The organism is Zoogloea sp. GDB6, from assembly GCF_056724105.1.
This window is the reverse complement of sequence record NZ_CM161497.1, coordinates 3,561,939-3,578,711: the sequence shown is the minus strand read 5'-3', so window position 1 is coordinate 3,578,711 and position 16,773 is coordinate 3,561,939. Positions and strand designations below refer to the sequence as shown.

The 16,773-nt window shown below is 68.5% G+C and carries 19 protein-coding genes; 11 read left to right on the top strand and 8 right to left on the bottom strand.

From position 1 onward, the window contains the following. The first annotated feature begins 4 nt into the window (after window positions 1-4). The 11 genes from epsC to AC1PQG_RS16265 all read left to right on the top strand — a co-directional run bounded on the left by epsC (window position 5) and on the right by AC1PQG_RS16265 (window position 9,146). Entirely contained in the window at window positions 5-964 is a 960-nt protein-coding gene (gene epsC, locus AC1PQG_RS16315; RefSeq protein ID WP_481118868.1) for a serine O-acetyltransferase EpsC, read from the top strand. Then, window positions 952-1,188, top strand: coding sequence for a helix-turn-helix domain-containing protein (locus AC1PQG_RS16310; RefSeq protein ID WP_481118122.1), 237 nt, complete (start codon window positions 952-954; stop codon window positions 1,186-1,188). The genes epsC and AC1PQG_RS16310 overlap by 13 nt, the downstream gene beginning before the upstream one ends. A gap of 49 nt (window positions 1,189-1,237) precedes the next feature. Continuing rightward, entirely contained in the window at window positions 1,238-2,497 is a 1,260-nt protein-coding gene (locus AC1PQG_RS16305) for an OmpP1/FadL family transporter (RefSeq protein WP_481118867.1), read from the top strand. Window positions 2,498-2,633: 136 nt separating this feature from the next. After that, window positions 2,634-3,086, top strand: a complete 453-nt coding sequence (locus AC1PQG_RS16300; protein WP_481118866.1) for a YeeE/YedE family protein — start codon at window positions 2,634-2,636, stop codon at window positions 3,084-3,086. Beyond that, window positions 3,083-3,574, top strand: a complete 492-nt coding sequence (locus AC1PQG_RS16295) for a DUF6691 family protein (protein WP_481118865.1) — start codon at window positions 3,083-3,085, stop codon at window positions 3,572-3,574. The genes AC1PQG_RS16300 and AC1PQG_RS16295 overlap by 4 nt, the downstream gene beginning before the upstream one ends. A gap of 78 nt (window positions 3,575-3,652) precedes the next feature. Beyond that, the gene (locus AC1PQG_RS16290; protein ID WP_481118864.1) at window positions 3,653-4,576 is read left to right on the top strand and encodes an AraC family transcriptional regulator; all 924 of its coding nucleotides are present in this window, start codon (window positions 3,653-3,655) and stop codon (window positions 4,574-4,576) included. Between the two features lie 94 nt (window positions 4,577-4,670). Next, a complete protein-coding gene (locus AC1PQG_RS16285) occupies window positions 4,671-5,231 on the top strand; it encodes a carboxymuconolactone decarboxylase family protein (protein WP_481118863.1) in 561 nt (186 codons plus the stop codon). Next, a complete protein-coding gene (locus AC1PQG_RS16280) occupies window positions 5,228-6,313 on the top strand; it encodes an acyl-CoA dehydrogenase family protein (RefSeq protein ID WP_481118862.1) in 1,086 nt (361 codons plus the stop codon). Before AC1PQG_RS16285 ends, AC1PQG_RS16280 begins: the two co-directional genes overlap by 4 nt. Further along, a complete protein-coding gene (locus AC1PQG_RS16275; protein ID WP_481118861.1) occupies window positions 6,310-7,110 on the top strand; it encodes an ABC transporter ATP-binding protein in 801 nt (266 codons plus the stop codon). The genes AC1PQG_RS16280 and AC1PQG_RS16275 overlap by 4 nt, the downstream gene beginning before the upstream one ends. A gap of 51 nt (window positions 7,111-7,161) precedes the next feature. After that, window positions 7,162-8,400: an ABC transporter substrate-binding protein gene (locus AC1PQG_RS16270; protein WP_481118860.1), complete on the top strand. Its 1,239-nt coding sequence runs from the start codon at window positions 7,162-7,164 to the stop codon at window positions 8,398-8,400. Beyond that, window positions 8,400-9,146, top strand: a complete 747-nt coding sequence (locus AC1PQG_RS16265; RefSeq protein WP_481118859.1) for an ABC transporter permease — start codon at window positions 8,400-8,402, stop codon at window positions 9,144-9,146. The genes AC1PQG_RS16270 and AC1PQG_RS16265 overlap by 1 nt, the downstream gene beginning before the upstream one ends. 104 nt (window positions 9,147-9,250) lie before the next feature. On the opposite strand, the gene AC1PQG_RS16260 is transcribed toward AC1PQG_RS16265, so the two are convergent. The 8 genes from AC1PQG_RS16260 to AC1PQG_RS16225 all read right to left on the bottom strand — a co-directional run bounded on the left by AC1PQG_RS16260 (window position 9,251) and on the right by AC1PQG_RS16225 (window position 16,584). Continuing rightward, complete coding sequence (locus AC1PQG_RS16260; protein WP_481118858.1) at window positions 9,251-10,075, bottom strand: EAL domain-containing protein; 825 nt, start codon at window positions 10,073-10,075, stop codon at window positions 9,251-9,253. 144 nt (window positions 10,076-10,219) lie between these two features. Continuing rightward, window positions 10,220-12,310 carry a flagellar biosynthesis protein FlhA gene (locus AC1PQG_RS16255; RefSeq protein WP_481118857.1) on the bottom strand — a complete coding sequence of 697 codons (2,091 nt, stop codon included), beginning with the start codon at window positions 12,308-12,310 and terminating at the stop codon, window positions 10,220-10,222. Between the two features lie 54 nt (window positions 12,311-12,364). Continuing rightward, on the bottom strand, window positions 12,365-13,507 hold the full coding sequence (locus tag AC1PQG_RS16250; RefSeq protein WP_481118856.1) for an EscU/YscU/HrcU family type III secretion system export apparatus switch protein: 1,143 nt from the start codon (window positions 13,505-13,507) through the stop codon (window positions 12,365-12,367). 3 nt (window positions 13,508-13,510) lie between these two features. Beyond that, window positions 13,511-14,281, bottom strand: a complete 771-nt coding sequence (gene fliR / locus AC1PQG_RS16245) for a flagellar biosynthetic protein FliR (protein WP_481118855.1) — start codon at window positions 14,279-14,281, stop codon at window positions 13,511-13,513. A gap of 16 nt (window positions 14,282-14,297) precedes the next feature. Next, window positions 14,298-14,570, bottom strand: coding sequence for a flagellar biosynthesis protein FliQ (fliQ, locus tag AC1PQG_RS16240; RefSeq protein ID WP_481118854.1), 273 nt, complete (start codon window positions 14,568-14,570; stop codon window positions 14,298-14,300). Between the two features lie 13 nt (window positions 14,571-14,583). After that, the gene (gene fliP, locus AC1PQG_RS16235) at window positions 14,584-15,351 is read right to left on the bottom strand and encodes a flagellar type III secretion system pore protein FliP (protein WP_481118853.1); all 768 of its coding nucleotides are present in this window, start codon (window positions 15,349-15,351) and stop codon (window positions 14,584-14,586) included. 10 nt (window positions 15,352-15,361) lie between these two features. After that, a complete protein-coding gene (locus AC1PQG_RS16230; protein ID WP_481118852.1) occupies window positions 15,362-15,724 on the bottom strand; it encodes a FliM/FliN family flagellar motor switch protein in 363 nt (120 codons plus the stop codon). Window positions 15,725-15,729: 5 nt separating this feature from the next. After that, the gene (locus AC1PQG_RS16225) at window positions 15,730-16,584 is read right to left on the bottom strand and encodes a FliM/FliN family flagellar motor switch protein (protein ID WP_481118851.1); all 855 of its coding nucleotides are present in this window, start codon (window positions 16,582-16,584) and stop codon (window positions 15,730-15,732) included. Window positions 16,585-16,773: the final 189 nt, after the last annotated feature.

Here is a 16,773-nt window from a genome sequence, read left to right as displayed (position 1 = left end):
GCCCGTGAGCACGCACGACGAATCCGTGGCGGCCGAACACTGGGACCTGGGCGCGGTGGTCGGCGGCCTGCGGGCCGTGCGTGACCGCTGGCGCGAGGCCCAGGGGCGTAGCCGCGAGGCCGGTGGCCGCGAGTTTCCGTCCCGGGATGCGCTGGCCACGGTGGTCGGACAGCTGTGCGGGGCTCTGTTCCCGATGCGCCTCGGCCCGGCCGACCTGCGCCAGGAGAGCGAGGACTTCTACGTCGGCCATACGCTGGATGCGGCGCTGAACGGGTTGCTCGAACAGGTCCGCCTCGAACTGGCCTACCAGGCCCGCCACGGCGATGTGGACGAGCAGGCGATCCGCCGCCAGGCCATCCAGGTAGTCCGCGAGTTCGCGGCGACGTTGCCGTCCACGCGGGCGCTGCTCGACACCGACGTCGAGGCCGCCTTCCTCGGCGACCCGGCGGCCCGCAGCGTGGATGAGGTGGTGCTGTGCTACCCGGGCATCCTGGCGGTCATTCACCACCGCATCGCCCATCGCCTGTATTCGCTCGGTGTGCCGCTGATCGCGCGCATCGTCGCCGAACTGGCCCACTCGGCCACCGGCATCGACATCCACCCCGGCGCCGGGATCGGCCACAGTTTCTTCATCGATCATGGCACCGGCGTGGTGATCGGCGAGACGGCGGTGATCGGCAACCGGGTCCGCCTGTACCAGGCAGTGACCCTCGGTGCCAAGCGTTTTCCGGTGGGGGCCGACGGCAGCCTGGAGAAGGGGATGCCGCGCCATCCGGTGCTCGAGGACGACGTGGTGGTCTACGCCGGCGCGACGATCCTCGGCCGCATCACCATCGGCGAAGGCTCCAGCATCGGCGGCAACGTGTGGCTGACCCACAGCGTGCCGCCGGGCAGCCATATCACCCAGGCCGGCCTGCAGCATGCGCTCGCCGGCCAGGAACGGTCTGCCCCATGGCCGCGCTGAACCGCCGCTTCGGGCTGGCCGTCCGCCAGTTGCGGGAGGCGCGGGGCTGGTCCCAGGAGGTCTTTGCCGACCGGGCCGGCCTCAGCCGCTCCTATGCCGGCGAGGTCGAGCGGGGCAACGCAGTACCGTCGCTGGCGACGGTGCTCAAGGTGGCTTTCGCCTTCGGCATCAGCGCCTCGACGTTGATCGAGCATTCCGAAAAAGCAGAAATCCGCCGCCCCTGAACCTCACTGGCAGGCGGATCGCCGGTCACCTCTACAGAAGAACAAACTCATGAACTTGCGCAAGACTCTTCTGGCTGCCAGCCTGGCGGCCGCGGCGTGGCCCTTTGCCGCGTCGGCCACCAACGGCTATTTCTCTCATGGTTACGGCGTGCGCGCCCAGGGCGTCGCCGGTGTTTCCATCGCCTTGCCGCAGGACGGCCTTGCCGCCGCGGCCAATCCGGCGGGCACGGCGCTGATCGGCGACCGCCTCGACCTCGGCGTATCCTTGTTCCGTCCCGATCGCGGTGCGTCCATTCGCGGTAACGGATACGGCGCCAACGGTGATTTCAGCGGCAACGACGCCAGCAACTTCCTGATTCCCGAGTTCGGCTACGCCCGTCAGTTGTCGCCCAACCTGGGCTGGGGCGTGGCGGTGTATGGCAATGGCGGCATGAATACCGATTACGGCAGCAACCCCTTCGGTGCCTTCGGTTCCAGCGGCCGCGCCGGTGTCGACTTGTCCCAGCTGTTCATTACCCCCTCCGTGGCCTATAGGTTGACGCCCAGCCATTCGATCGGCGCCGCGGTAACTTTTGCCTACCAGCGCTTTGCGGCCCGCGGGCTGGGGGCTTTCGACAATCCGGTGGTCTCGTCCAACCCGGGATCGGTGACCGATCGTGGCCATGACAGCTCCACCGGCGTCGGTATCAAACTGGGCTGGATCGGCGAGGTGCTGCCGACCGTCAAGCTCGGGGCGAGCTGGTCATCGCGCATTGAAACGGGCGAGCTCGGCCGCTACAAGGGGCTGTTCGAGGGCGGTGGCGGTTTCGACGTGCCAGCCAACTATGGCGTGGGTGTGGCCTGGCAGGCCTTGCCGGCGCTAACGCTGGCGGCGGACTGGCAGCGCATCGAATACAGTAGTGTGAAGGCGGTGGGCAATCCGCTATCGGTGCTGTTCAGTGGTGGCCAGCTGGGTGCCGACAATGGTGCCGGCTTCGGCTGGCGCGACGTGTCCACCGTGAAGCTCGGTGCGATCTACAAGGCGGACGAGCGCCTGACCCTGCGAGCGGGTGTCAGTCGCAACCAGCAGGCGGTGCCGAATAAGCAGACGTTCGTTAACATCCTCGCCCCCGGCGTGGTGCGTAATCATTACAGCCTCGGCGCCAGCTTCAAGAGCACGCCCGGTGGCGAGTGGAGCGTGGCTTACACTCGTGTGCCCAGGGCCACGGTGTCCGGCTCGGGATCCATCCCCGCCAGCTTCGGCGGCGGCGAGGCCGACCTGCGCATGAGCCAGGATGTGCTGACGGTGGGTTATTCCTGGGCGCTTTGAGGTTGGCTCCGACACGGAGTTGCCGGCTCGTCGATTGATGTACGTGTAGTGGGTGAGCGCGCTTCACTCTCCTGTGGGCTGTCATCGGCTCAAATAAGGAAGCGGGTCGCATGCCCAAATGTAGAAAAGGTATCCAATGAGTATTGCCTGGCAGGCCTTCACGCCATGGTCTGCATTGGGAGGCGGGGCCCTGATCGGGCTGGCTGCCACCGTCTTGTTGTCGATCAATGGTCGGATTGCCGGTATCAGCGGCATTCTGGCCGGCTTGTTGCGGGCGCCAGGCGATCGAGCCTGGCGTTTCGTTTTTGTGGCGGGTTTGTTGCTCGCGCCGCTTGTGCTGCACTTCTTTGCCCCCGGCGTCGGCGTCCCGCCGGCTGTGGTGGGGGCGCCGGACGCACGGTTCCTGATGCTGGCGGGCCTGCTGGTCGGGGTTGGTACCCGCCTTGCCAACGGCTGCACCAGCGGTCATGGGGTATGTGGCCTGGCGCGTCTGTCGCTGCGTTCGCTCGCGGCCGTGGCGGTCTTCATGGGCACGGCAATCGTGGTGGTTTTCGTGTTGCGCCACGGTCTGGCGGGAGCGGCAGCATGAGCGTTTCGCAGATGAATGAACATGCCCCGCTTGCAGCGGCAGCGGCAGCGCCGGCTGCGGCGGGCGCCCGCGCGCTTGGGCTGATTGGCGCGCTGGTGTCCGGCCTCTTGTTCGGCGTCGGTCTGTTGCTGTCCGGAATGACCGATCCGGCCAAGGTGCTGGGTTTCCTGGATATCTTCGGCGCCTGGGATCCGTCGTTGGCCTTGGTAATGGTCGGCGGTATCGCTGCGGCGCGGGTTGGCGTGATGCTCATCGCCCGTCGTGGGGCTACTTTGTCCGGGCTGCCGGTGTGCCTGCCGCCCAAGCGGGCCATCGATGTCCGCCTGATTGTCGGCAGTGCGTTGTTCGGCGCGGGTTGGGGCCTGGCCGGTTACTGTCCGGGGCCGGCCGTGGTGTCCCTGGGCTTCGGTTCTTCGTCAGCGCTGGCGCTGGTGGTCGGGATGCTGGTGGGCTTGTGGGGCGCCCCCCATTCCCGCCCACGGCGATAAGCAAAGCACTTTTAATTGGTTCGTTTTCCGATTGGCCTTGGCAACACTTGGGGCCACCTCAAGCCGGATCACGAACCCATGAACACCGAAACCGATCGTCTTGCGCACTGGCTGGTCAGTGGGCTCGAACTGGACGCCACGGTCTTCCACGTGGGCCAGTACTGCGGGCCGTGGCGGGCGTCCACGGCCGGGCGGGAAAGGGCCAGCTTCCATCTGGTGTTGCGCGGCCAGTCCTACCTCCACCTCGACGGCCAGGCGCCGATCGTTCTCGGCGAGCGGGAAGGGGTCTTCCTGCTGCGGGACATTCCCCATTGCCTGACGCCCGAGCCCGACGCGGGGCCGGCCTTCCAGCCCTGCGACATGCAGCCGATGGTGCCGGCGCTGGACGGCGCCTGCGGGCTGGCCTGCGGCTTCTTCCAGTTCCGTGGCTTGCTCGGCGAGCTGTTCCGTGGCGCCTTTCCCGACTATGTACTGATCCGCGCCGATTCCGCCGCGCTGAAGGCGGTGGCACCGCTGTTCGACCTGATCCTCGCCGAGGCGGAGCGGGGCGACGATGCGCCGTCGCCGCTGATCGAGCGGCTCACCGAGCTGCTGTTCTTCTACGTGATCCGCGAGGTCGCGCGCCGTGACGATGTGGCCGCCGGCCTGCTGGCGGTGGCGCGGCGGCCGGAGTTCGCACCGCTGCTCGACGACCTGCTGCGCGAGCCCGGCAAGCCCTGGTCCATCGAGGACATGGCCCGCGTGGCACGCATGTCGCGGGCCAGCTTCTGCCGCCACTTCGTCGAGGCCAGCGGCCAGCCGCCAGCCCAGTTCCTGCTGCAGGTGCGCATGAAGATCGCCGCGCGCCGGCTGCAGGGCGGCGACAGCGTGTTGCGCGCCGCCGAGCACGTCGGCTACTACTCCCAGGCGGCCTTCACCCGCGCCTTCAAGAAAGTGATCGGCGAGCAGCCGGGCGCCTTCCAGCGCGCGCGCCGCAATCCGTTGCCACACGCTCACCGTTAGACGAAAGAGCAAAAAGCCGCGACGTTCGTGCATAGAGGGCGGCCCGCTCGATGGGGAGAATGTGCCCATCACGAACGCTGCTGTGGAGATTTTCATGACCCGCCTGACCGTCCATACCCCCGCCACTGCACCCGAGGGCAGCCGCGCCTTCATCGACACGGTGATCACCAACAACGGCTTCCTGCCCAACCTGATCGGCGTGCTGGCCAATGCGCCGGCGGCCCTCGAAACCTACCTCACGGTGTCCGGCATCAACGCCCGCGCCAGCCTCAGCCTGGCTGAGCGGGAAGTGGTGCAGATCACCGCCGCCAGCGTGCATGGCTGCGACTTCTGCGTGGCCGGGCACACCGCCATCGCCCTCAAGAAGGCCGGCCTCGAGCGGGACCTGGTGCGTGCGCTGCAGGAACGGGCGAGCACCGGCAACGCCCGCGTCGATGCGCTGGTGGCCTTCACCCGCGCGGTGATCCTGACCCGCGGCAACGTCGGCAAGGGCGAGCTGGCCGACTTCCTGGCGGCCGGCTTCGGCGAGCAGCAGGTGCTGGAGGTGATCCTCGGCGTGAGCCTGGCGACCTTGTGCAACTTCGCCAACAACCTGGCCGGCACCGGCATCAACCCCGAGCTGCAAGCCTACCGACCGGGAGCGCTGGAAGCATGACGCAGACGATCCGCAGCCAGGACGACGCGCTGGCCTGGGTGGTCGCCCACGCGGCGTCCCTTGACCGGGACGCCAGCCACGCCGACCAAGTGGTGCCGGTGCTCGGTGCCGCCGGCTTCTTCCGCAGCGGTGTGCCGGTCGAACTCGGCGGCTGCGGCGGCTCCACCTGGGATGCCGTCGAGGCCATTGCTCGTGTCGCCGAACATTCGTTGACCGCCGCCTTCGTCTTCTGGGGCCAGCGCTGTTTCATCGGCTATCTGCTCGACAGCGACAACACGGCGCTGCGCGAACGCACGCTGCCAGCCTTGCTGAGCGGCGAGCTGGCCGGCGCGACCGGCCTGTCCAACGCCATGAAGTACCTGTCGGGCATCGAGAGCCTGTCCGTCGCCGCGACGCCGGTGGCGGACGGCTGGGCGCTCGACGGCCGCTTGCCGTGGGTCACCAACCTGCGCCGCAGCGGCTACGTGGTGGCGGCCGCGGTGGAGCCGACCGACGGCCAGCCGCCGGCGGTGGTTGCCCTGTTCCACGATACGCCCGGCGCGGTGCGCAGCGACGACCTGGAACTGCTGGCCCTGCGCGGCAGCAACACCGCGGCCATCGACATCCGTGGCGTGGCCTCGGGGGCGGGCGAGCTGATCGCCGCCGACGCGCGGGCTTTCCTGCCGCGGGTGCGGCCGGCCTTCCTGAGCCTGCAGTGCGGCATGTCCATCGGTCTGGCGCGGGCCAGCCTGGCGGCCTCGAAGGCCAGCGGCAGCGCCGCTCGGGCCGGGCTGCAGGTGCGCATCGACCGCATCGAAGCCGATCTGGCGGACGCCATCTCTGCATTGCGCAGTGGCCTTGCCGACGGAAGTTTTGCAGTTCAGGCGGCGCCGCTGTTCCGTATCCGCATCCGCCTGGCCGGCATCGTCCGTGAGGCGGCCGACCTGGAGCTGGACGCCACCGGCGGCCGCGCCTACCTGCTGGCGACCACCGGCGCTTTCGCGCGGCGTTGGCTGGAGGCCGCCTTCGTACCGGTCGTCACGCCGAGCCTGACCCAGCTGCACGGCGAGCTGGAACGCCAGGCCGCCTTGAGGGCCGCATGAACAGCCCGCAGGCGGAAGCTGCGATCACCACGGCCGGCCTGGCGCCGGCGGTGCTGGAAGGGCGTGGCCTGTCCTATGCCCACGCCGGCGTCGGCACCATCTTCGACGGCGTCTCGCTGACGGTGCGCCGGCGGGAGATCGTCGCGCTGCTGGGCAGCAGCGGCTGCGGCAAGTCCACGCTGTTGCGCGTGCTGGCCGGCCTCGAAAAGCCCGCGGCGGGGGAGGTACGCTTTCTCGGCGAGGCGCTGGCCGAACCCCATCCGCGCAGCGCGTTGGTGTTTCAGCAGCCGAGCCTGCTGCCGTGGCTGAACCTGGCCGGCAACGTCGGCTTCGGCCTCGACTTCGCGCACCAGCCGAAGGCCGCCAGGGCCGAGCTGGCCGAGCGCGTGGCCGCCGCCATCGACGCGGTGGGGCTGGCCGGCCGCGAGGCGGCCTACCCGTCCCAGCTGTCCGGCGGCATGGCCCAGCGCGCGGCGCTGGCCCGTGCGCTGGCGCGCCAGCCGGAGCTGTTGTTCGCCGACGAACCCTTCTCGGCGCTCGATGCGATCACCCGCGCCGAGATGCAGGCGCTGCTGGTGGACGTGGTGCACCGCTGGCATTCGGCGGTGCTGCTGGTTACCCACGACATCGACGAAGCCATCCTGGTGGCCGACCGCATCGTGCTGATGGGCGGCCGGCCGGGCCGGCTGGTGCAGGAATGGACGGTAGACATCCCGCGCCCGCGGGAGGATTTCCCCGAGGCCGTCTCCGCGCTGCGCCTGGCCATCCTCGCGGCGTTGCGCCACAGCAGCCAATAAAACTGCGTTCGACCGCGCATTGATCTGAAATTCCCACCGGAGACCGTCTTCATGGATTACCGACCCGATTCCCGTTCCATCCATATCTGCCAGTCGCCGGACTGCGGCTGCGGCCTGAGCCGCCGCGACTTCCTGCGCCTGTCGGCGCTCACCGCCGCCAGCGTGGCGGCGCCGCTCCTGTCGGCCGGCGACGCGCTGGCCCAGGGCGCCGGCAGCGACCTGCCGGTGAAGATCGGCTACTTGCCGATCACCGATGCCACGCCGCTGCTCGTCGCCCACGGCCGCAAGCTGTTCGAGGCGGAAGGCTTGCGTGTCGAGAAGCCGCGCCTGTTCCGCAGCTGGGCGCAGATCGTCGAGGCCTTCGTTGCCGGCCAGGTGAACGTCATCCACCTGCTGTCGCCGGCGACCCTGTGGGTGCGCTACGGCACGCGTTTCCCGGCCAAGGTGGTCGCCTGGAACCACGTGAACGGTTCGGCGCTGACGGTGGCGCCGGGCATCAACAGCGTCGCCGAGCTGGGCGGCAAGACGGTGGCGATCCCGTTCTGGTACTCGATCCACAACGTGCTGCTGCAGCAGATCCTGCAGGCCAACGGCCTGGTGCCGGTGACCAAGGCGCGGGACGCGGGCCTGGCCCGCAACGAGGTAAACCTGATCGTGCTGCCGCCGGCCGAGATGGTGTCGGCGCTGGCCGGCAAGTCCATCGCCGGCTTCATCGTCGCCGATCCCTTCAATGCATTGGCCGAGACCGCCGGCGTCGGCAAGGTGCTGCGCCTGTCCGGCGACGTGTGGAAGAACCACGCCTGCTGCGTGACCTTCCTCGCCGAGCGGGACATCGCCGAGCGCCCGGAGTGGGCCCAGCGCGTCACTAACGCCATCGTCAAGGCCCAGCTGTGGACCCGCAGCAATCAGCTCGACGCTGCCAAGCTGCTGTCGAGCGCCGACGACAACCGCTACACGCCGCACAGCCCGCAGGTGCTCGCCAAGGTGCTGGCGACCACCGACTACGCCAGCTACGAGGCCAGCGGCGCAGCGCGCAACAAGGGCTGGTACCAGCGGCGCATCGACTTCCAGCCCTATCCCTTCCCGTCCTACACCGAAGAGCTGGTGCGCGTGCTGCAAAAGACCAAGGTGGAGGGAGACAACGCCTTCCTGGCCAAGCTCGACCCGCGCTTCGCCGCCCGCGACCTGGTGGACGACCGCTTCGTGCGCAAGGCCATCGCCGCAGTCGGCGGGCCGTCCGCCTTCGGGCTGCCGGCCGACCTGCTGCGCAAGGAAGTGCTGGCGGTGTGATGGTGGCGAATCTCCTGCTTCCGCTCACCGGCCTGCTGGCGGCGGCCCTGCTGTGGGCTGTCGGCGCCGGCTGGCTGGCGTCCCAGACGCCGGTGGCGGCCAGCTTCGCGCCGCTACCGGCCTTCGAGGCGCTGCTGCAACTGCTGCAGGGGCGCGACCTGTGGACCCACGTGGGCATCAGCCTGCAGCGGGTCGGCATCGGCCTCGCCATCGCGCTGGTGCTGGGCATTCCCCTCGGTGTGCTGACCGGGCTGTCGAAGTGGTTCTCGCGCAGCACCACGCCGCTGTTCCAGTTTGCGCGGATGATCTCGCCGCTGTCGTGGATGCCGCTGGCGGTGATGGTGCTGGGCGTTGGCGATGCGCCGGTGTACTTCCTGCTGGCCTTCGCGGCGGTGTGGCCGATCCTGCTCAACACCGCGTCGGGCGTGGCCCAGCTCGACCCCAACTGGCTGCTGCTGGCGCGCAGCCTGTCGGCCACACGTAGCGAGACGATCCTGCGGGTGATCCTGCCGGGCATCACCGCCCACATCCTGACCGGCGTGCGGCTGGCCATCGGCATCATCTGGATCGTGCTGGTGCCGGCGGAGATGCTCGGCGTGTCGGCAGGGCTGGGTTACTTCATTCTCGATTCCCGCGACCGCCTGGCCTACTCGGACCTGATGGCGGCGATCCTGGTGATCGGCTTCCTCGGCTACCTGCTCGACCACGCCGCCCGCAGCCTGCACCGGCGCTGGCTGCACGCCTGAGGCGAGGAGTCTGTCCCGGGGCGGGGCGAGGTTTGGGCCTCGCCGTCCGAGCCTGACGAGGACGCGCCGCGCCCCAACGGTAGGCCTCCCAAGGATTCGCCAGATCAGCCGTTGCTCGCCTGCTGTTCCTGCGCGAATGCCGTAGCTCCCACCGGATGGCCGTAGGCGTAGCCCTGCAGCAGCACATGCTCGGTGGCCAGTTCAGGTGCGGGCTCTTCCACGTGGGTGACGATGATGTGGGCGTCCTCGCGCAGGGCGGCCAGCCACTTCAGGCGCTCGTGGGCTTCGACGCCGTAACCGAGCTTGCGCCGGTCCACCTTTACGAACTGCGGCCACACGGTGTTGGCGATGGCTTGCCACTGGGCCGCGGACTCCACGTTGACGGCCACGCGGAAGCCGTTGTTGCGGTAGTTGCGCAGCACGAAGGCCAGCAGGTCGGGCTGCGCGCTGGCTTCCGGCGGCGTCTCGATGACGATGCTGTCCGGACGTACGCCGAGGGCATCCACCACGCGGCGGAAGGCGCGACCGTGGTCGTCGCCGACGGCGGCCAGCAGGCGGCCGTGCACGTTGAGGAAGAGGGGCGCATCGTTGCCGGCGGCCAGCGCGTTGAGCAGATGCACGGTGCGCGCCAGGCGGTCGAGGGCGATCAGGCGGGCATCTTCGGCAGCGGCGGAGAACAGCGTCCACGGCGACAGCCCGTCATCGTCCGGGCCGTGGCTGCGCAGGAAGGCCTCGCGGCCGGCGACGGCGCCGGTGGTGGCATCGACGATGGGCTGGAAGGCGCTCGACAGCTCGAAGCCGAACCAGTCGCCGACCACCGTGCCGTTCTCCGTGCGGTGCAACTGCTTGCCGGGGACGGGTTCCTGCGGCAGGCGGGCGAGAAAATCCCGCGCCAGCGGGTTGAGGTGGGATGCGGTGGCTGCGGCCATGGGGAGACTCCTTGGTGGATCGGGTGCGGCCGCGCAGGGGCGGTCCGGCTGCCAAATCTATTTCCACCCGGCCGTGGGCGGAACCAAGAAATTCTGCAAAACATATGCGGACGCCCGGCCGGGCCGCCCGCGGTGGGGCAGGGCTCAGCCCAGCGAGCCGACGATGCTGACCTCGCGCTGCTCCGGGATCTCGTTGTAGGACAGCACGGACAGGCCGGGCGCGAACAGGCGCGCGTAGCGGGCAAGCAGCGGGCGGATCTGCGGCATCACCAGCAGGATCGGCGGAACGTTCTGCTGCTTCATCTGTTCGCGCACCTGGGGCATGTTGGACTGCAGCTGGGCCAGCAGGTTGGGGTCGATCGGGTAGTTGTCGAGGGCCGCCTTGCCGCCCTGGCGGGCCTGGTTCAGGGAGCCGAGCAGCATGTTCTCCAGCTCGCCACCCAGGTTGAAGACCTTCATCTCGCCGCTCGGGCCGGCCAGCGCGGCGACGAGCTGGCGGCGCAGCGTGCAGCGCACCTCGGCGGCGAGCAGGATCGGGTCACGGGTGGCTTCGGCGTTCTCGAGCAGCGTGGTGGCGATCGGCACGATGTCCTTCAGGGACACGTTCTCGGCCAGCAGCACGCGGAAGATCTTCAGCAGCAGGCTGTGGCTGTAGGCCTTTTCGAGGGCTGCGGCGAGCTTGGGGGCCACCGCGCTCAGGCGCTCCAGCAGCGCGGGCACGTCCTCGTGGGCGATCAATTCGGGCAGGTGGTCGCGCATCAGCTTGGCGACGTGGGTGGCGATCATGCTGGCCACGTCGACGACCTGGTAGCCGAGGCCCAGCGCGTGGGCCTTCTGTTCCGGCGCGATCCAGATGACCGGCATGCCGTAGGCGGGCTCGACGCCCGGTGTGCCGTCCAGCTCGCCGTAGATCTGCGGCGACGGGATGGCCATCAGCTGGTCGGGGTAGGTCAGCACCTGGGCGATCGGCGTGCCGTTGAGGAGCACCGAGTACTGGGCCGGCTTCAGCGTCAGGTCGTCGCGCACGCGGATCTTCGGCAGCAGCAGGCCCAGGCTCTCGCTGAGCCCTTGGCGCATGCCGGCCAGGCGCTTGCTGAGCGGCGCGCCCTGGGCGTTGTCGATGAGGCCGACCAGCTTGTAGCCGACGGCGATGCCGAGCGGCTCGACGAAGGGCAGGCCGGTCCAGTCCAGCTCGGGGGCGCTCTCGGTAAGCAGCGCGGCCTGGATGGCGGCGTTGTCCGCCTCGGCTGGTGCGGCGGGGCGGCGACCCAGGCGCCAGGCGACGAAGCCGAGCACGCCGGCGAAAGCCAGGAAGACCAGCCACGGCATGCCGGGGATGGCCGCCAGCGTCAGCATCAGCCCGGCGGCGCCGTACAGCACGGCCGGCGAGGCCAGCATCTGCGCCGCCACCTGCTGCTCGAAGTCCTTGCCGTCGTTGCCGACGCGGGTCACCACGATGGCCGCCGCGGAGGACAGCAGCAGCGCCGGGATCTGCGCCACCAGGCCGTCGCCGATGGTCAGCAGCGCGTACAGGCGGAAGGCGTCGGCGAGGCTCAGGTCGTGCATCAGCGCGCCGATGGCGACGCCGCCGAGCATGTTGATCAGCAGGATCAGGATGCCGGCGATGGCGTCGCCGCGCACGAACTTGGACGCGCCGTCCATCGCCCCGTAGAAGTCCGACTCGGCGGCCACTTCGCGGCGCCGCTGCTGGGCCTTCTCCTGGTTGATCAGGCCGGCATTGAGGTCGGCGTCGATGGCCATCTGCTTGCCGGGCAGGGCATCCAGCGTGAAGCGCGCCGACACCTCGGAGATCCGTTCGGCGCCCTTGGTGACCACGATGAAGTTGATGATCATCAGGATCACGAACACCACCAGGCCGACCACGAAGTTGCCGCCGATGACCACGTGGCCGAAGGCCTCGATGACCTGGCCGGCGGCGCTGGTGCCCTCGTGGCCGCGCAGCAGCACGACCCGTGTGGACGCCACGTTGAGGGTCAGGCGCAGCAGCGTGGTGGCCAGGATGATGGTCGGGAAGATCGAGAAGTCCAGCGGCCGCCGCGCATTGACGCTGACCAGGATGACGATCAGCGCCAGCACGATGTTGAAGGTGAACAACACGTCGAGCAGTACCGGCGGCAGCGGCAGGATGACCATCGACAGGATGGTCAGCACGAACAGCGGCGCGGCGACGCGGTGGCGGCTGAGGTCGGAGAGGAGTTGGCGCAGGGTGTTCATGGGCGGGGTCCGTGGTCCGTCAGGGGCGGGCTGGAATGGATTGCCGGCAGCGGCTCAGGTATCGGTTTCGGTGTCGAGGAACTGCCGCGGCACCGGTGGCGGGTCCGGCAGGTCCGGGCGTTGCGGGCGCTGGCCGTTGCGGAAGGCCTTCAGCTGCAGCACGTAGCCGAGCACCTGGGCCACCGCGCGGTACAGCGGGGCCGGGATCTGCTGGTTGACCTGGCTGGTGTTGTAGATGGCGCGGGCCAGCGGCGGCAGCGGCACGATTTCGACCTTGTGCTCGGTGGCCACCTCGCGGATGTACAAGGCCATCTCGTCCACGCCCTTGGCCACCACGAAGGGTGCCTCGGCGCGGTTTGCGTCGTACTTGAGGGCGACCGCGTAGTGCTGCGGGTTGACGATCACCACGTCGGCGCCGGGCACCGTCTTGCGCACGCCGCGGCGGGCGAGCTGCTGCTGGATCTGGCGGATGCGCTGGCGCACTTCCGGACGGCCTTCGGTGGATTTATGCTCCTCCTTCATCTCCCTCCGGCCCATGCGCTGGCCGCGCAGGTAGATGAAGTGCTGCACCGGCACATCGACCAGCGCGAAGACGACGAAGACCGCGCACAGGGCCATGACGCCGTCCACCATCAGGCCGGCGCCGCCGGCCAGGGCCTGGTCGAGGGGCAGGGCCTGCAGCTGCATGAAGGCCTCGCGGCCGCTGCTGACCACATGCCATAGCACCAGGCCGAGCGCGGTGGCCTTGACGATGGTGCTCGCCAGCTCGACCAGGTGTTTGGGCTGGGTCAGGCGTTGGGCGTAGGAGAGCGGGTTGAGGCGGTCCAGCTTGGGCTTCAGGTTTTCGCCGCTGAGCACCCAGCCGCCCGGCACCAGGGAGCCGATGGAGACGATCAGCGGCACCGCGAACAGCGGGGCGAGCATCTTGGCGAGCAGCAGCATGGTGGTCGTGAAGGCGATGGACCACAGGTTGTCCAGCGTGCCGTCGCCGTCCAGCGCTGCGAAGCCGATGCCGAACAGGGCGCGGAAGTCGGCCAGGTAGCCCGGCATCAGCAGGAGCAGCAGCTTGAGGCTGACGAGCAGGCCGAGGGCGGTGGCCCAGTCCCGTGAGCGGGCGGTCTGCCCCTGTTCGCGGGCCTTGCGCAGTTTCTGTGCGGAGGCCTTTTCGCTCTTGTCTTCGGTCGAGGTGTCGGCCATCGCTCATAGCCCCATGTCGTGGTGGAGCAGGCGCAGCACCTGGCTGGTCATGCGCACGTAGTGTTCCGGCACGAAGCCGACGATGCGCACCAGCATGTAGAGGCCGAACAGGGTGATCAGCGAGAAGCCGAGGGCATACAGGTTGAGGGCCGGTGCCACGCGGTTGAGGAAGCCGAGCCCGACCTGCACCACCAGCGTCGAGAAGATGATCGGGATGGCCAGCAGCAGCGCCGCGGCGAACACCCAGGCGATGTTGAGGGCCAGGGTCTGCAGGGCCAGGAAGTCGAAGCCGTGACCAACCGGCCAGGCGTGGAAGCTCTCGGCGAGCACGCCGGTCAGCACCAGATGGCCGTCGATGGAGAAGAACACGATGATGCCGAGCATGTACAGCAGGCTCGAGACCACGTCCGACGAGGTGCCGTTCATCGGGTCGTTCATGACCGCCATGCTGAGGCCCATCTGGGACGACACCAGGAAACCGAGGATGGCCAGGATGGCCATCAGCTGGTGAAAGGCCAGGCCGATCACGAAGCCGATCAGCACCTGCTCGCCGGTGGCCAGCAGGCCGGCCATCGAGAAGGGATCGATGTGCGCGGAAGTGCCGACGACCGGTAGCATGACCACCGCGACGAGCAGTGACAGCAGTACGCGGATCGGCACCGGCAGCATGTTCTCGCCGATCACCGGCGCCGCGCTGAACAGCGCCAGGCTGCGGCAGAAGGGCCACCACAGGGTGTGCAGCAGGGCGAGCAGCTGGCCGAAGAGTGCTTCCATGATGCGGCGGGGGGGCTCAGCCCACCAGCGTGGCGGCGCGCCGGAACACGGCGACGCAGAAGTCCATCACGTAGGACGTCATCCAGCGCCCGGCGAGGGTGATCGCCAGCAGCGTGACGACCAGGCGCGGCAGGAAGCTGAGGGTCTGCTCGTTGATCTGGGTGGCGGCCTGGAACAGCGCGACCAGCAGGCCGACCACCAGGCCGGGCACGACCAGCACGGCGACCAGCACCATGACCATCTGCAGGGCTTCGCCGACCAGGTCGGCGGCGATCTCGGGGGTCAGCATCGCGCGTCCTTCCTCACAGGCCGCGCACGCTGGTCACCAGCGTCTCGACGGTCAGGGTCCAGCCGTCCACCAGCACGAACAGCAGCAACTTGAGGGGCAGCGAGATGACCAGCGGCGACAGCATCATCATGCCCATCGCCATCAGCACCGACGACACCACCAGGTCGATGACCAGAAAGGGGATGAACAGCATGCAGCCGATCTGGAAGGCGGTCTTCAGCTCGCTGAGCACGAAGGCCGCCAGCTTGACGGTGAAGGCGTGCTGTTCGGGCTTGTCGACGGCCTTCTCGCCGGCCAGCCGGGAAACCTGGGCCAGTGCGCTCTTGCTGGTCTGGGCGAGCATGAAGCGGGACAGGGGCTGCTCGGCGATGGAGAGGGCCTCCTGCAGGCCGATCTTCTCCTGGTCGTAGGGCTGCAGCGCCTTCTCCCAGATGGTGTCGCCGACCGGACGCATGACCAGCAGCGTGAGGATCAGCGCCACGCCGGTGATGATGCGGTTCGGCAGGCCCTGCTGCAGGCCGAGGGCCTGGCGCAGCAGCGACAGTACGATGACGAAGCGCGTGAAGCTGGTCATCATCAGCACCAGCACGGGCAGGAGCCCGAGCAGGGTCATGATGATCAGCACCTGGGTCTTGACCGTCAGCTCGGTCTTGGCGCCCTGGGTGGAGCTGGTGAACAGCCCGATCTGGTCGGCCACCGCGAGGTCGGGCAGGACTAGCAGCGCAAGGGCCAGCAGGCCGAGCAGGGCCGGCGGCCCCAGGCGCGTGTGCAACAACTTCATGCGGACAGCCTCATGACGCCAGCGAGCCCAGGTCCAGGTCGCACAGCTCGACGACCTTCAGCCCGTAGTTCTCGCCGGCCAGCACGACTTCGGCGCGGCCGATGGCGGTGCCGTTCACCTTGATCAGCAGCGGCTCGCCGGCCAGCGTGTCGAGTTCGATGACGCTGTCCCGGTCGATGTTCATCAGGTCTTGCAGAGAAATGCTCGTCGATCCGACTTCCAGCGTCAGCCGGACCGGGATCTTGCGCAGCATCTGGGCCAGCGGCCGGGCAGGGCGGGGGGGCGGGGTAGGTTCGGCTGTGTCACCGAAGCCGCTGGCTTCGTCATCGAAATCACCCAGCATGTCGTCGAGGCTCGAGTTGATCGGGTCCATCCCACTCACTCCACATCTTCAAAAGCGGTTAAACAAAGCTTGCCCCGGTATTCCACGACCTGGGCCGTGAACACGCGGGAATCGTCGATCAGTACGTCGGACGGCCCCATATTCACCGGGATCACGTCGCCGACCCGCAGGTCGAGCAGGCGCCCCAGCGGGATGTCCTTTTCCAGCAGGCGCGCCGTCAGCGCGAGCTGCAGGCGGCGCGGGAAGGGTTGAGCTGCGGATGGTTCGCCGGGGCGGTCGCGCGTGGGCGCCAGTTGCTGGAGGAGGTGGCGCTGCCAGGCCTCCTCCAGCAGGAAGTACATGCCGCCGTCGATACCGTGGGCCCGTTCGCGCACGCCGACGCGCAAGGCCCACGCGCCCTGGCGGCGCAGTACCGTCGTTGCGTCGCCGAGCAGGCGCCCGGTGTGGGCGCTGCCGTCGTGGGATGGGGCACGTCCTTCCAGGCGATCCACCAGTACCCCGGCGAAGCGCCGCCCGAGCAGCGCGGCGAGGCGTTCTTCCGTTGCCGTCACGGGTGCCTCGTCCCGCGGACCGGCCTTGCTTACCGGGTGGGCTCCGTAGCGGTAGTCGAGGGCGCACAGCAGGAGTTGGCGGTCCAGCGCGAAATCGATACGGCCCCGCTCGTGCGCATAGCCGTTCCAGCGGCGGTGTTCGGGGAGGCGGTCGACGGGTACGACGCGGACGTCGTCGACTTCGAACTGCGCGCGGTAACGGCGGTTCAGGCTGCCGCGCAAGGCCTCGTCGAGATCGTCCCGCGCGAGCACGGTGAAGCGCTCCAGCAGGTGGAGCGGGCGCCCCAGCGAGAGAGGATCGAGCGTCATTCCACCGCGCGGCGCTGCGGATTTCTGCATGTCTGGATTACCAATGATTGTCCGGCAATTCGAGCCGAATGCCGGTCGCGTTTCGCCCGCGAATGGCGTTTCCGGAGTTCTTAATCCGGAAAGGATTGGGTCTAATTGTTTTTTAGTTTGCGGACTAATTCGATTTGACGCAACAGGAATTGATCGCGTGCTTGTCGATTAATTCAGTCTGGATTTGAA